Genomic DNA, 14,321 nt, shown 5'->3' on the forward strand with positions numbered 1-14,321 from the left:
GATGAAGCGTGTGATTATGCTGTTTGTACTTGTACTACTTGTGGGTTGTGCCCCGAGATATGAAGATAATGATGAAGTCATTGATGAGACACTACCCGGAGAAGAACAAGAGACAGCGATTATACCGAATTACAAAGTCGATGCGTCGGATTACCAGGTGCTCTTACCTTATCGCTTAAGCGAATCACGTGGTGTAACGACGAACCAAGTTGCTAACCGCGTGGATATACGTGCACTTGAGAATGACTTAAGACGCCATTCAACAGATGTGTTTGATCCGAAAGATTACTTCTTTCAAGAAGGTCAACAAATCGGTCGAAGTGAATTATATAGTTGGTTAGAACGTTACTCGGATACAACAGAGCTTGGATTGAATCCTGCCATAAGTTATAGCTCAGATAGTTCACTTGATGAAAAACTTCAAGATGAGCGAGATAACCCGAAATATTTAACGCACATTCTAGAACAGAATTATTTGGTACGTACAGAGGAAAATTCTGTCCAATTAGCCGGCATCTCACTAGGGATTGCGATGAAATCTGAATATCAATTTCAGACAGAGATTGGTGGCCCTTTCTATTATGAATCAATTGAGTCAGAAGCGATGCTATCTGAAGCTAACCGAGTAGCGGCGGAAGTTGTGACGCGTTTACGACAAAAAGATGGCTTAGCGGATGTGCCTATTATGATTGCGATTTATCGTGAAGCAACGAGGAATAGTCTCGTTCCTGGAAGTATTGTAGCTAAGACGGTCGTAGATGCAGGTTCTGGGAATGTGAGTGGGTGGCAAACGGTAGATGAAGAGTATGTCCTTTTCCCATCAACCCGTGCCCGTCAAGTAGATCCTGATTTGTCAGCGATTGTGAATGAGTTCCAAAATGACATTAGAGAATTTTTCCCTAATTATGTCGGGCTAATAGGTGAAGGCTTTTATCAAGGCAATCAACTGAGACGGCTGAAGTTAGAAATACCCATTCCTTTTCAAGGTCAAGCAGAAGTAAATGGCTTTACCCAATATGTATACGGCCTTGTTATGGATAGTTTTCAAACGCATTTCGATTTGGAAGTCGTCATCAGGTCAGATGCGCGTCAAGAGAGCTTAATTACCCGTAAGCGGGATGCAGAAAAAGCGGATGTCTATATATATGAATAGGCATCCTCGAAATCTTCAGATAATTCAATGGAACAGTTGCCTAAACTATTAAAAGTTTGCTATTATCATAAGTATGTTTAAATAATGGGACGTAAGATAATCGGAGGTGAATGAAATGACAGACATTTCAAAAGATCAAGTAAGACACGTTGCTCACTTAGCTCGTTTAGCCGTAAGTGAGGAAGAAGTAGAAGTTATGACAAAACAATTAGGTGATATTATTCATTATGCAGAGTTACTTAATGAACTTGATACAACAGGGGTAGAGCCAACAACTCACGTGCTGGACTTAAAAAATGTGATGCGTAAAGATGAGCCACGTAAGTGGATTACGCGTGAAGACGCACTTAAAAATGCACCAGACCATCAAGCTGGACAGTTTAAAGTGCCAGCGATTTTAGAATAGGGGGGATACAGATGACATTATTTGATTATACATTAGATGAGCTACAAAAAAAGCTACATAATAAGGAGCTGACTGTCACAGAACTTGTACAAGCTTCTTATGACCGTATCGATGCAGTAGAAGATGAGGTTAAATCATTTCTTACGTTAGATAAAGATAGAGCACTGGAAAAAGCCAAACAATTGGATGAAAATATGCCTGAAAAAACAAATCCTTTATATGGTATTCCTGCGGGAATTAAAGATAACATTGTTACAAAAGGATTAAGAACGACGTGCGCCAGTCAATTTTTGAGTAACTTTGATGATCCTTTGTATGATGCGACGGTTATGGAAAAACTAAATAAAGAAGAAGCTGTTGTCATTGGTAAGTTAAATATGGATGAGTTCGCGATGGGCTCAACAACAGAAAACTCAGGTTATTATGATACACGTAACCCATGGAACACAGACTATGTCCCTGGTGGGTCAAGTGGTGGTTCGGCGGCTGCTGTTGCAGCAGGTGAGGTCTTTTATTCACTGGGTTCTGATACAGGTGGGTCTATCCGCCAACCAGCATCGTTTTGCGGAGTCGTCGGTTTAAAACCAACGTATGGCCTCGTCTCACGTTTTGGTTTAGTAGCTTTTGCATCATCATTAGACCAAATTGGTCCATTGACACGTACAGTTGAGGATAATGCGTATGTTCTTCAAGCAATTGCAGGCCATGATAAGATGGATTCAACATCAGCTAATGTTGACATTCCAAACTACCATGATGCGCTAAAAGAAGGTGTAAAAGGACTAAAAATTGCTGTTCCTAAGGAATACTTATCAAGTCAAGAAGGTATTCAGCCTGAAGTACGTGAGAAAGTTGAAGCGGCACTAGAAGTATTTAAATCACTTGGTGCAACAGTAGAAGAAGTCTCATTACCACACTCAAAATATGCTGTAGCCGCTTATTACTTATTGGCTTCTTCAGAGGCAAGTGCTAACTTAGCGCGCTTTGATGGGATTCGTTATGGTAAGCGTGCTGAAGGAGCGGAGAACTTAATTGATCTCTTTAAAAAGTCACGCAGTGAAGGCTTTGGAGATGAAGTGAAACGCCGAATTATGCTTGGAACGTTCGCGTTAAGTTCAGGCTATTATGATGCTTACTATAAAAAAGCACAACAAGCACGGACGTTAATCAAACAGGACTTTGATAAAGTGTTTGAAACGTTTGATGTTATTATTGGTCCAACGTCACCAACACCAGCCTATAAGGTTGGTGAAAAAATTGATGATCCATTAACAATGTATGCTGACGATGTATTAACCATTCCAGTTAACTTAGCAGGTGTACCTGGGTTGTCATTACCATGTGGTTTTAGCAAAGAACATCATTTGCCAATTGGTTTGCAGATTATTGGTAAACACTTTGATGAGAAGACGATTTATCGTGCAGCATATGCTTATGAGCAAGCAACGGAACATCATAAAGAACGCCCCAATTTGGGAGGTGCAAAATAAATGAACTTTGAAACAATCATTGGACTAGAAGTCCACGTTGAACTTAAAACGGACTCGAAAATATTTAGCCCGAGCTTCAATCATTTTGGTGCAGAACCAAATGAAAATATTAGCCCGATTGATTTAGGCTACCCAGGTGTTTTGCCGGTGCTTAATGAAGAAGCGGTCAATTTTGCGATGAAGGCAGCAATGGCGCTAAATTGTGAGATTGCAACACATACTAAGTTTGATCGTAAAAATTACTTTTATCCGGATAATCCAAAGGCCTATCAAATCTCTCAATTTGACCAACCTATTGGAGAGAATGGTTATATTGACATTGAAGTAGATGGAAAAACAAAACGTATTGGTATTACACGTCTGCATTTAGAAGAAGATGCCGGTAAATTATCACATACGGATGAAGGGTATTCGCTTGTAGATTTTAACCGTCAAGGCACACCACTTGTTGAAATCGTATCTGAGCCAGATTTACGCTCACCAGCAGAAGCGTATGCGTATTTAGAAAAACTGAAAAGTATTATTCAGTACACCGGTGTATCAGATTGTAAAATGGAAGAAGGATCACTGCGATGTGATGCGAATATTTCCCTTCGTCCCATTGGACAAGATGAATTTGGTGTGAAAGCAGAGCTTAAAAACTTAAACTCATTCTCATTCGTTCAAAAAGGTCTTGAGTTTGAAGAGAAGCGCCAACAAAAAGTCCTATTAACAGGCGGAGAAATTTTACAAGAAACGCGCCGATATGATGAACAAACAAAAGAAACGATTCTTATGCGTGTTAAAGAAGGTTCAGATGATTACCGTTACTTCCCTGAACCAGACTTAGTGCCACTTTATATTGATGAGGCATGGAAAGAGCGTATTCGTGCGGAAATTCCTGAATTACCAGATGCACGTAAAAAGCGTTATGTGGAAGACTTGAATTTACCTGAATATGATGCAATGGTGTTAACGCAAACAAAAGAAATGTCTGATTTCTTTGAAGCAGCAATTGCTGCAGGTGCCGATGTAAAACAAGCATCAAACTGGTTAATGGGAGAAGTGTCAGCATACCTTAATAAAGAGCAAAAAGAGCTGCATGATTTACCAATGACGCCAGAAGCACTTGCGCGAATGATTACGTTAATTGGAGACGGCACCATTTCATCTAAGATGGCGAAAAAAGTCTTTAGTGAGCTTGTGCAAAACGGGGGAAATCCGGATGATATTGTAAAAGCAAAAGGATTAGTCCAAATATCTGATGAGGGTCAGTTAACAGACATCATTACGGCAATTTTAGATCAAAATGAGCAATCGATTATCGACTTTAAAAATGGTAAAGATAAAGCGATTGGCTTCCTGGTTGGACAAGTGATGAAACAAACCAAAGGTCAAGCGAACCCGCCAATGGTGAATAAGATTTTGATGCAAGAGATCAATAAGCGCTAAGCATTAGAACATAAGAAAATAATCTTAAACAAAAGGCTATCAATGACTTATTGATAGCCTTTTTATTTGAAAAGTGATATGATTTTGACGTGATACATAGCTATATATAGAATAAATAAGGGGGATAATCATGAGACGCGCACGTATTATTTATAATCCAACATCAGGCAGAGAAGGTTTTAAGCAAAAGCTACCGGATGTTTTAGTAACGCTGGAACAAGCTGGCTTTATCACGTCGGCTCATCAGACAACAGAAAAAGGTGATGCGATAAAGGCTGCTCGATTTGCTTGTGAAGAAAAATTCGATTTGATTATTGCTGTAGGTGGAGATGGAACAATCAATGAAGTTGTCTCGGGCATGGCCGAACAACCACACCGCCCAACGCTTGGCATTATCCCCGCAGGTACAACGAACGACTTCGCGCGGGCTTTAAAGATTCCACGTCAAATTGATAAAGCCGTTCAAAGTATTGTGAATGGTCATGAAGAGGCCTTAGACATTGGTAAAGTAAATGAGCATTATTTCATCAACATTGCTGGTGGGGGGAAGATTACGGAAGTTTCTTACGAAGTGCCAAGCAAGCTAAAAACCGTACTTGGTCAGCTGGCCTATGTGATGAAGGGTGTCGAAATGTTGCCTAGACTCCGTCCAATTCATACACGAATAGAGTATGATGGTGAAGTATTTGAAGATAATATTATGTTATTTTTAATTGCGAACTCTAATTCAGTTGGAGGATTTGAAAAATTAGCGCCTGATGCCCGTATGAATGACGGGGTGTTTGATATTTTTGTTTTAAAAAATACAAATATTGCTGAATTTGTCCGTGTGATCTCAGACGCTCTCCGTGGACAGCACATATCGAATAAACATGTCTTTCATGCCACAGCAAATGAAATAAAAGTAACAACTGAGGAAACCATGCAGTTAAACATAGATGGGGAATACGGTGGATTATTGCCTGGACACTTTAAAAATCTTAAACAACATATTCGCTATATATTACCTCAAGATGACCATCAAGAGGCCGATGATAAGAAAGCATTACTTGAGTCGATTGAGTTTCCAGAAGATGGGGATGAATAAAATGATAAGAAGACTTCTTTTAGTAGGAGTCTTTTTGTATTTCCCGGGAAATACTGTCGAATGAAAGGCTTTTAAAAAGTGAGAGTTTCTGCTACACTTACAACAGCAAATGAAGATAAAGGACGTTGAGAATAATGAGTAAACATGCACCTGTAAAGAAAAATCAAACGATTGTTTTAACTTTTGAAGATATGACCCACGAAGGGAATGGTGTGGGAAAAATCGATGGTTATCCTGTGTTCGTTCCTAATACTTTGCCCGGAGAAGAGGCGGAAGTTAAGGTTATTTTTGTGAAGAAAAACTTTGCCATAGGGAAATTAGTCGAACTAAAAAAAGAAAGTGCCCATCGTGTGGAGCCACCTTGTGATGTTTATCATCAATGCGGGGGTTGCCAATTACAACACATGGATTATGAGATGCAACTTGAAATGAAGCGACAGCAAGTCGGAAATGTCTTTAAAAAGATTGCCCATATTACAGATGTTGAAGTAAAACCAACGCTCGGAATGGAAAATCCTTGGCGTTATCGTAATAAAGTTCAAATTCCTGTGGGTGAAAAAAACGGGGAACTGATTACAGGCTTTTATCGGAAGAAAAGTCATGAGATCATTGAAGGTATGGAGACGTGTATCATTACTGACGAAGTAAATGATGCTGTTGTTGAAAAAGTAAGAACGATTGCGAGTAAGCTCGGCATTAGAGCCTATGATGAAAATATTCATAAGGGCACGCTACGTCATATTGTTGTTAGGCGTGGAAAACAAACGAATCAATTAATGTTAGTACTTGTCACGCGCACAAAAACCTTGCCGCACAAACAAGACCTACTTGATGAAATTATTAAAGCTTTCCCGGATATTGATTCAATTATTCAAAACGTGAATGGTCAACGGACTAATGTCATCTTAGGTAGAGAAACAGTGACACTTTATGGAGCGGATTATATTTATGATACGATAGGTGATGTGAAGTTTGCGATCTCAGCGAAGTCGTTTTATCAAGTGAACCCTGACCAAACCAAGGTGCTCTATGACCAAGCGCTCGCCTTTGCTGGACTCACCGGAAAAGAAACGGTGATCGATGCGTATTGTGGAATCGGAACGATTTCACTCTTTTTAGCCCAACAAGCAAAACAGGTCTACGGTGTAGAAATTGTGCCAGAAGCCATAGATGATGCGAAGAAAAATGCGGCACTTAATAACATTACCAACGCGGAATTTGTTGTCGGTGAAGCTGAGAAGGTAATGCCTTGGTGGAAGACGCAAGGGTTAAGACCGGACGTAATTGTCGTTGATCCACCGCGTAAAGGGTGTGATGAAGCTTTACTAAATGCCATGATCGATATGGGACCAGAACGGATCGTCTATGTTTCATGTAACCCGGCTACGTTAGCACGCGATGTGAAAGTGTTATCAGGTAATTATGAAGTCAAGTATATTCAACCTGTGGATATGTTCCCGCAGACAAGTCATGTTGAAGTGGTAGCTTTGCTGACAAGAAAATAAATGCAGTTGCCCTAGGAAATACCGTGTTTAAGGTGTTTTCAGGGGTTCTTTATTTTATGAAAGTGTGTAAAGTGATGAATAACTGGTGTGTTTTAACCTGAGCAGGAAAAGAAATAGATTGGAATTAGCTACGGAATTATCGTTTTGGTTTGGGAGTTTAAACGTTTGACAAAAGCGTTGTTCAGTTAAATGTAGTATTAATACTTATTTTGAAAAGGAGGCAATAAACACACTCGATGCCAAAGGAGAGGTGCTACTCACCATTCTCTCATCCCTTGCCCAGGATGAAAGCAGATCCATTAGCGAGAACTCCACCTGGGGGATTAGAAGACGCTTTGAAAACGGACAGTTCAAGATGAGCACTAAACGCTTTTTGGGCTACGACACTGATGAGAAGGGCAAGCTGGTCATAAATCGAGAGCAGGCTAAAATTGTAGAGAGGATTTACGATGAGTACCTTTCAGGCAAGACTGTAGACCACATCAAACGAACACTTGAAAAGGAAGAAGTGAAGAACTGGAATGGCAAGACTAAATGGCAGGCAACAACGATTCAAAGCATGCTTCAGAATGAAAAGTATAAGGGTGATGCCATTTTGCAAAAAAGCTACACCGTTGATTTCCTGACGAAAAAGCGAGCAAAGAATGAAGGGCACATTCAGCAGTACCACATCGAAGAAAATCATGAAGCCATTATTGATCCCTTGATTTGGGAAGCAGTCCAGCTAGAATACGAAAGAAGAAGTAACTACATTGAAGAACATGGAACCAACTCTTATTCACACAGGCCAGAAACAAACCCATTTGCGGGAAAGGTAGTCTGCGGTACTTGCAATCAGGCATTCACAAGAAAAGGCTGGAAGTCAAAGAACAGCTACAGAAAGGTATGGCAATGCCAGGAACGGTATAAGGTCAAAGGGGTGCAGGGCTGTACCAATAGGCACATTGATGAAGCCATTTTGATTGATGCCTTCATCCTTTCATGGAATGCACTCCTCGATAACCGAGAAGAGCTAAAAAGGAGATGGGAAACTACTGCAGAGTTTGGAAACCCGCTGGAACAGTACAGGGCTGTCCAGTTTGCAGATATAACAGAAGATCCAAAACATATTAAAGAAGTTGATACGGACTTCATCTTAAGAACCTTGGACCACATCAAAGTCTATGAAACGGGGAAGATCATCATCCGGTTTATGGATGCAACGGAGATGGAGTGTAATGGGGAATAATTAGGGATTAGCTGGCTGACTTGGATATATGATCTGAGTCGGCTATTTTAAGTTAACCTGGGTTTACATTGATAAATATTTAGAAATATCTTATAATTTTAAATAGGATAATATGCAAATATTCAAGCAGCCTCGAGTGCATATTCGAGTTTTTTTATTTTAATAAGGCTGTTATCGAATGAATATAAAGGTGGTGATTAGTTTTGGGTGATTTACAATCTCTCTCTGATTTATTTCAGAATAAGCTTTTTAGGATTCCAGACTATCAAAGAGGATATGCATGGAAGCAAAGTCAACTTATAGATTTCTGGGATGATGTGATGAATCTACAAGAAGATAGGTATCATTATACCGGACTACTTTCTCTAAAAGCTGTACCCAAATCTGAGTCAATAGGCTGGGGCAATGATAAATGGTTGTTGGATTCAGGTTTCAAAGCTTATCATGTTGTTGATGGGCAGCAAAGACTTACTACATTTTCAATATTGATGAATGAAATCGTATCGTTTGCTAAAGGACTTGATATCAACGCTGAAAAAAATGAGGATGAAGTAGTCATCTGTTTTCAAACTCTGAAATCGATACGATCGAAGTATATATCGCAAAAAAGACCGCCACAGAATATCATTACTACCTATTTATTTGGTTATGAGATTGACAATCCAAGTGCTGAGTATCTTACATACAAGATTTATGAAGAACCGCACAGTGGAACGATTAACGAGACATATTATACTAAAAATTTGAAGTATGCTAAGGAGTTTTTTATTGATTGTTTAAATAAATTGTTTGATTCAGAAGGCTTAGATGGGATAGAAAACCTTTATCGTAAATTGACTTTACAACTTATGTTTAATATCCACGAGATCGAAGATGATTATGATGTTTTTGTTGCATTCGAAACAATGAATAATCGAGGGAAAAAGCTTACAAATCTGGAACTTCTCAAGAATAGACTTATTTATCTAACAACATTATATGATGATGTTCAACTAGATGTTATTGATAAGGATGAGTTAAGAAAACAAATCAATGATGCGTGGAAAGAAGTGTATTATCAGCTTGGCAGAAATCAAAATGCTCCATTATCTGATGATGAGTTTCTAAGAGCGCATTGGATTATGTACTTTCATTATTCACGTAAAAAAGGGGATGATTATATAAAATTCCTGCTCAATAAATTCTCAGCAAAGAATATTTTTGAAAAGCAGGTAGTTGCTATTGATGAAGAAATCCCTGAGGTAATAGAAGATGAAGTTGATGAAGATGATGATAGCATTCAAAATCTAGAGAATGATATACCTATTGAAATTAGTAAATTAAAGCCTAATGAAATAAGATCTTATGTCAATAGCTTAAAAGACGTTGCCAAGTACTGGTTTTATACGCATTTTCCAGAACAAAGTGAATTAACTAATGAAGAAAAAATATGGTTAGAAAGACTTAATCGAATTGGTATTGGTTATTTTAGACCTATCGTTACAATTTCTCTAGTTCCTGAATTGAATATATCTCCAAAAGATCGAGTCGAGTTCTTTAAGGCTGTTGAAAGATTTATTTTTTTATCTTTTAGAATGGCGGCATTTCAATCCAGCTATAAGAGCAGTGATTATTATAGAAAAGCCAGAGCTTTGTATATGCGAGAGATTGAGATTTCAGAAGTAACCAAGTCTCTTACAGAAACTGCTACATATGATATGGACTATGCTATTAAGAACTTTATTACTAGAATAGATAAGCGCTTCTCAAATGGTGATGGGTTTTATGGATGGAGAGATCTTCGATATTTTTTATATGAGTATGAATTTGAAAAAGCTCTTCTTACAGGAATTGAAAAATTAGGATGGAAGCCATTTACAAAAGTTGAAAAAGATAAAGTTACGATTGAACATATACTTCCTCAAACACCCACCAAGTGGTATTGGAGAAATCAATTCAGGCAATTCGATGAAGAAGAGATAAAAACATTATCTGCTTCATTAGGAAACTTGTTGCCTTTATCGCAAAGTGTAAACTCATCATTGCAAAATGATAGTTTCGAAGATAAAAAATCATCTAATACTAAAGGTCGTAGGGGATATGAAGATGGTTCTCATTCAGAGATTGAAGTATCACACCACTCTGAATGGAATGCAAAAAGCATTTTAGACAGAGGAATGAAAATGCTTAGATTTCTTGAAAAGCGATGGAATGTGTACTTTGATAATGAAGAACAGATGTTGGAGCTTTTACACTTAGAATTTGTCAACGATGTCAGAGAAGAAGTGCCAGAATTGCCATTAGAGATAATTGCACCAGGAATGGTAGATATTACTAATGGTGGTAGTTCAGTATCGACTTCAGATTTGCAATTAGACTTTTGGACGAATTTTGTGAACTATTGTGCAGAGATTGGAAGAACTGATGACATTGGTTCCAGGAAACCTTTGAGACAAAATTGGTATGATGTAAGTATAGGAAAGACAGGTTATCATGTTTTCTTAAATATAATTGGGAAATCCACACTACGAATTGGCCTGTATATTTATAGCGGGGAAGTTTTTACTAAGCTAGAAGAAAATAAAGAAACCATAGAACAAGTTTGTGGTTTTAATTTAGAATGGTACACAAGTAGAAAGACGAGTGTACACAAAAGAGTTCTGTATTCAACAACTACAGATTTGTATGATAAGTCAAAATATCAGGAAAGTTTTAATTGGCTTATAACTCATTTTGATAAACTAAAGGAAGCTTTGGATGCAGTTGACTAAAATTACATGTGCCTAAAGGAGGGTAGCCTCAATGCATGGAAAAATAACCGTAGATAAAAATGAATATCATTTCTTTTTTGATGAAAAGACTTTTGAGCTAACTATCCACGATTTTCCTGCAATTATATTGTCCACTGAAGGTATATGTAACTGCTAAAATAAAGTATACAGGTATCGCCTGATAAAAATGGACGAGGTGATTTAGCTGTTATGAGTATTGAAGCGTATGAAGCACTAAGTGGCAAAATAGATCTTTATCGACAGCTTGATGAGGGAAGAACAGCTGTTGAAGAAGGAAGAAAACGGCCATTTGATGAAGCTATGAATCATATTAAACAGAGTATAACTGATGGAAAAATATAACGTTGAATTAACAGTGATAGCTGAAAATGATCTGCTGGAAATTGTGAAGCATATTACTTTCCAGCTCTTTATACCTGTTTCAGCGCTTATCCCAATTAGGATACAGGAAACTTATCGTCAAAATTATATCGTCTTCTTTTCCATCAATGAGAAAGAAAGGATAGTCGATGTAGAAAGAATACTTTATCCTAAACATGACTGGCTTAAGTTTTTATAATCTTCATGTACATCATTTACTGGATATACCGTCATCATCCTCGAAGTTCCAAGCTGAACTTTAAGTATGATGGCGTTTTTTTTAGAAAATGGTCAAGAACTTTCGTGACATCAACATAGCTCAGCTTTAAAATTATGGTTAGATTTTTTAATTGTTTAGTTTAATAGAAGCAAGTCAGCCTTGAGAATCTTTTAATAAAATAATGTAAATGAGTCTAATCTACCTCGTTTAATATGAGAAAAAAGTAATGAACTATAAAGGATTAAATGCTATTATGGTAGTGTCATAAACATTTTTGAATAATAGATGATGAAGAACCTTTGTTTATCTTATTCCTGTTAATAAGAATGCCTTTAGTTTTACAAACACAGTTTAAGTACCGGATAAAAAATGATAAGCATCGAATGATGAGTGAGAGAAATAACTGATCAACACATTGATATAGATACAAAGCATGCTCAATTGCCAAAGCATTAAGATAGACTGAAAAGAATCGAGCGGTGTGAATTTATAAAAAAACATTGAATCACTTTAATACATAATGTAAAATAATTTCCTCCAAAAAACAAACGAGAACCTTGTTGTTTTGGAGGTGTAAGTAAATAAAATACTTACGCTTATAGAGAAGCCTCAATTATTTAATGTAATGGTGAAAATATTGAATAAAAATAAGGTTAATAGAAGAGGGAGAAGAAAGTGATGCAACTAGATACAAAAACACTTATTTTTATATTAAGTCTTATTTTAATCACTCAAGTTATTGCTTTGTTTATTCAATACCAATTAGAAAATAAACCTTACCGTGGAATTGGCTGGTGGTTAAGTGGCGCGTGTTTAATGGTCCTTGGTGTCCTCTTTATGCCTTTAGTGAATGTAGAATCGTTACGCTTCCTCGCAATGGTGGCCAATCCGTTCATGGTGCTCGGACAAGTATTTTTTTATATTGGAATTGTTCGTTTTTTTAATCAAAAAGAAAACCGCTATTTACTTGGTACGTCATATGTTGTATTCTTGCTGATCTATTATTATTTCATATTTATCGATAATGATATTTCAAGTCGTACAATCGTCATCAATAGTGCGTTAGCGCTTATTTCTTTTCTAACACTGCTTAAACTTATATCCGAAAAAGATCAAGCGAAATTTAATGCTGCCAAGTTTACTGCAGTTGCGTTTTTAGTCTACGGTATATTTTTAACGGTAAGAGTAATCTATACCGTGCGTGCGCCATCGGTTCAAACATATATTGAACAAGGTATGCTTCTTAAAGCAAGCTTTATAATTCCTGTTATTACGAGTAACCTTTGGACTTTTGGCTTGGTTCTTATGATCAATCAGCGCCTAAACATAGAAAATCTTTTGGAAAAAGAGAAAATGCGTTTGATTTTCAATACGGGACCAGATGCCGCGATGATTACACGATTACATGATGGGGCATTTGTCGATGTAAATGGAGGATTTTCAACCATATTTGGCTACACGCGTGAGGAAGTATTACAAGATCATACTGCCAAAATATGCGTATGGAATCAAAACGATGACCGACAACAATTTATAATTAAGTTAAAAGAACAAGGGATCTGCGAAAACATGGAATATCTATTTAAAGATAAGAAAGGGCAACAGTTTTACGGAATAATCTCAGCGAGAAAGATATTGATCCAAGGTGTGCCCCATAGTATTAGTGTTATTCGTGATATTACGAAACGAAGAGAAGTAGAACAAGCGTTAATGGAAAGTGAAGAACAATACCGTTCTATTCTTAATGCGTCACCTGATGATATTACTATCACCGATTTAGAGGGATACATTCTTATGATTTCTCCAGCGGCTAAACAAATGTTTGGATACGAAGAGTCGTTTAATCAGTTTGTTGGGATGCATATATTAGATTTTATCGTGCCTGAAGATGTTGAAAGAGCAAAAGCTAATATTCAAAAGATGTACCACGATGGTGCTAGTCGACCGAATGAGTATCACGGGGTGAGGCAAGATGGAAGTACATTTGATATTGAAGTGAATAGCGGGTTTGTGCGTAATCCTAATGGAGAGCCTATTCGCATGGTATTTATTGTTCGAGACATCACAGAACGTAAAATAGCCGACCAACAAATCCAAGCTTTGGTTCAACAACTTGAAATCGAAAAAAATACAGCCCAATTACATGCGATGACTGATAGTCTAACAGGCTTATCCAACAGAAGATATTTTGATCTTGTTCTTAAAACAGAATTTTATCGATTGAGACGATCTAAAATGGCATTGTCACTTATTATGCTTGATATTGATCATTTTAAGAAATTTAATGATACCTATGGCCATCTAAATGGTGATGAATGTTTAAAAAAGATAGGTGATACACTTAGGGCGATTGTTGGTCGAACAACGGATACAGTAGCTAGATTCGGTGGAGAAGAATTCATTGTCATTTTACCTGAAACAGATGCTCATGGGGCAATTAATGTGGCAGAAAGAATTCGATCAGGTGTAGAGTCACTTAAGATTAATCATTCAGCATCGGATACTGCTCCATACGTTACCGTTAGTCTTGGGGTAGTAAGTGTTAATCCAAGCAATGTTATCTCACCAAAGCACATCGTCGAAACAGCAGATAAAGCTCTTTATGCTGCGAAAAATAATGGGCGTAACCGAATGGAAGTAATTGATGAGAGCAACACTTAATGGACCGAT

The 14,321-nt window shown here is 37.5% G+C and carries 11 protein-coding genes; all 11 read left to right on the top strand.

Annotation, left to right across the window (positions count from 1 at the left end):
• Nucleotide 1 precedes the first annotated feature (1 nt).
• Complete coding sequence (locus BM163_RS09255; RefSeq protein ID WP_089802438.1) at nucleotides 2-1,153, top strand: CamS family sex pheromone protein; 1,152 nt, start codon at nucleotides 2-4, stop codon at nucleotides 1,151-1,153.
• A 115-nt stretch (nucleotides 1,154-1,268) separates the two neighbouring features.
• Nucleotides 1,269-1,559: an Asp-tRNA(Asn)/Glu-tRNA(Gln) amidotransferase subunit GatC gene (gene gatC / locus BM163_RS09260; protein ID WP_089802440.1), complete on the top strand. Its 291-nt coding sequence runs from the start codon at nucleotides 1,269-1,271 to the stop codon at nucleotides 1,557-1,559.
• Between the two features lie 11 nt (nucleotides 1,560-1,570).
• The gene (gatA, locus tag BM163_RS09265; protein ID WP_089802442.1) at nucleotides 1,571-3,049 is read left to right on the top strand and encodes an Asp-tRNA(Asn)/Glu-tRNA(Gln) amidotransferase subunit GatA; all 1,479 of its coding nucleotides are present in this window, start codon (nucleotides 1,571-1,573) and stop codon (nucleotides 3,047-3,049) included.
• Nucleotides 3,050-4,480: an Asp-tRNA(Asn)/Glu-tRNA(Gln) amidotransferase subunit GatB gene (gene gatB / locus BM163_RS09270; protein WP_089802445.1), complete on the top strand. Its 1,431-nt coding sequence runs from the start codon at nucleotides 3,050-3,052 to the stop codon at nucleotides 4,478-4,480.
• Nucleotides 4,481-4,610: 130 nt separating this feature from the next.
• Nucleotides 4,611-5,567, top strand: coding sequence for a diacylglycerol kinase (locus BM163_RS09275; protein ID WP_089802447.1), 957 nt, complete (start codon nucleotides 4,611-4,613; stop codon nucleotides 5,565-5,567).
• A gap of 134 nt (nucleotides 5,568-5,701) precedes the next feature.
• Entirely contained in the window at nucleotides 5,702-7,072 is a 1,371-nt protein-coding gene (gene rlmD / locus BM163_RS09280) for a 23S rRNA (uracil(1939)-C(5))-methyltransferase RlmD (protein ID WP_089802449.1), read from the top strand.
• 250 nt (nucleotides 7,073-7,322) lie between these two features.
• A complete protein-coding gene (locus tag BM163_RS09285; RefSeq protein ID WP_229675545.1) occupies nucleotides 7,323-8,300 on the top strand; it encodes a recombinase family protein in 978 nt (325 codons plus the stop codon).
• 203 nt (nucleotides 8,301-8,503) lie between these two features.
• Nucleotides 8,504-11,050, top strand: coding sequence for a DUF4268 domain-containing protein (locus tag BM163_RS09290; RefSeq protein ID WP_089802453.1), 2,547 nt, complete (start codon nucleotides 8,504-8,506; stop codon nucleotides 11,048-11,050).
• A gap of 210 nt (nucleotides 11,051-11,260) precedes the next feature.
• A complete protein-coding gene (locus BM163_RS13675) occupies nucleotides 11,261-11,413 on the top strand; it encodes a toxin-antitoxin system, antitoxin component, PHD domain protein (protein WP_143088213.1) in 153 nt (50 codons plus the stop codon).
• Nucleotides 11,400-11,630, top strand: coding sequence for a hypothetical protein (locus tag BM163_RS09295; protein WP_089802455.1), 231 nt, complete (start codon nucleotides 11,400-11,402; stop codon nucleotides 11,628-11,630). Before BM163_RS13675 ends, BM163_RS09295 begins: the two co-directional genes overlap by 14 nt.
• Before the next feature lie 699 nt (nucleotides 11,631-12,329).
• On the top strand, nucleotides 12,330-14,312 hold the full coding sequence (locus tag BM163_RS09300; protein WP_143088214.1) for a sensor domain-containing diguanylate cyclase: 1,983 nt from the start codon (nucleotides 12,330-12,332) through the stop codon (nucleotides 14,310-14,312).
• Nucleotides 14,313-14,321 lie beyond the last annotated feature (9 nt).

This window comes from Halolactibacillus alkaliphilus (assembly GCF_900115465.1).
Taxonomy (GTDB): domain Bacteria; phylum Bacillota; class Bacilli; order Bacillales; family Amphibacillaceae; genus Halolactibacillus; species Halolactibacillus alkaliphilus.

What these genes read in the sequence shown, in the direction of transcription:
- BM163_RS13675 (WP_143088213.1), top strand. Translation starts at nt 11,261, where the DNA reads ATGAGTATTGAAGCGTATGAAGCACTAAGTGGCAAAATAGATCTTTAT.
- BM163_RS09255 (WP_089802438.1), top strand. Translation starts at nt 2, where the DNA reads ATGAAGCGTGTGATTATGCTGTTTGTACTTGTACTACTTGTGGGTTGT.
- BM163_RS09275 (WP_089802447.1), top strand. Translation starts at nt 4,611, where the DNA reads ATGAGACGCGCACGTATTATTTATAATCCAACATCAGGCAGAGAAGGT.
- BM163_RS09300 (WP_143088214.1), top strand. Translation starts at nt 12,330, where the DNA reads ATGCAACTAGATACAAAAACACTTATTTTTATATTAAGTCTTATTTTA.
- gatA (WP_089802442.1), top strand. Translation starts at nt 1,571, where the DNA reads ATGACATTATTTGATTATACATTAGATGAGCTACAAAAAAAGCTACAT.
- gatC (WP_089802440.1), top strand. Translation starts at nt 1,269, where the DNA reads ATGACAGACATTTCAAAAGATCAAGTAAGACACGTTGCTCACTTAGCT.
- rlmD (WP_089802449.1), top strand. Translation starts at nt 5,702, where the DNA reads ATGAGTAAACATGCACCTGTAAAGAAAAATCAAACGATTGTTTTAACT.
- BM163_RS09295 (WP_089802455.1), top strand. Translation starts at nt 11,400, where the DNA reads ATGGAAAAATATAACGTTGAATTAACAGTGATAGCTGAAAATGATCTG.
- gatB (WP_089802445.1), top strand. Translation starts at nt 3,050, where the DNA reads ATGAACTTTGAAACAATCATTGGACTAGAAGTCCACGTTGAACTTAAA.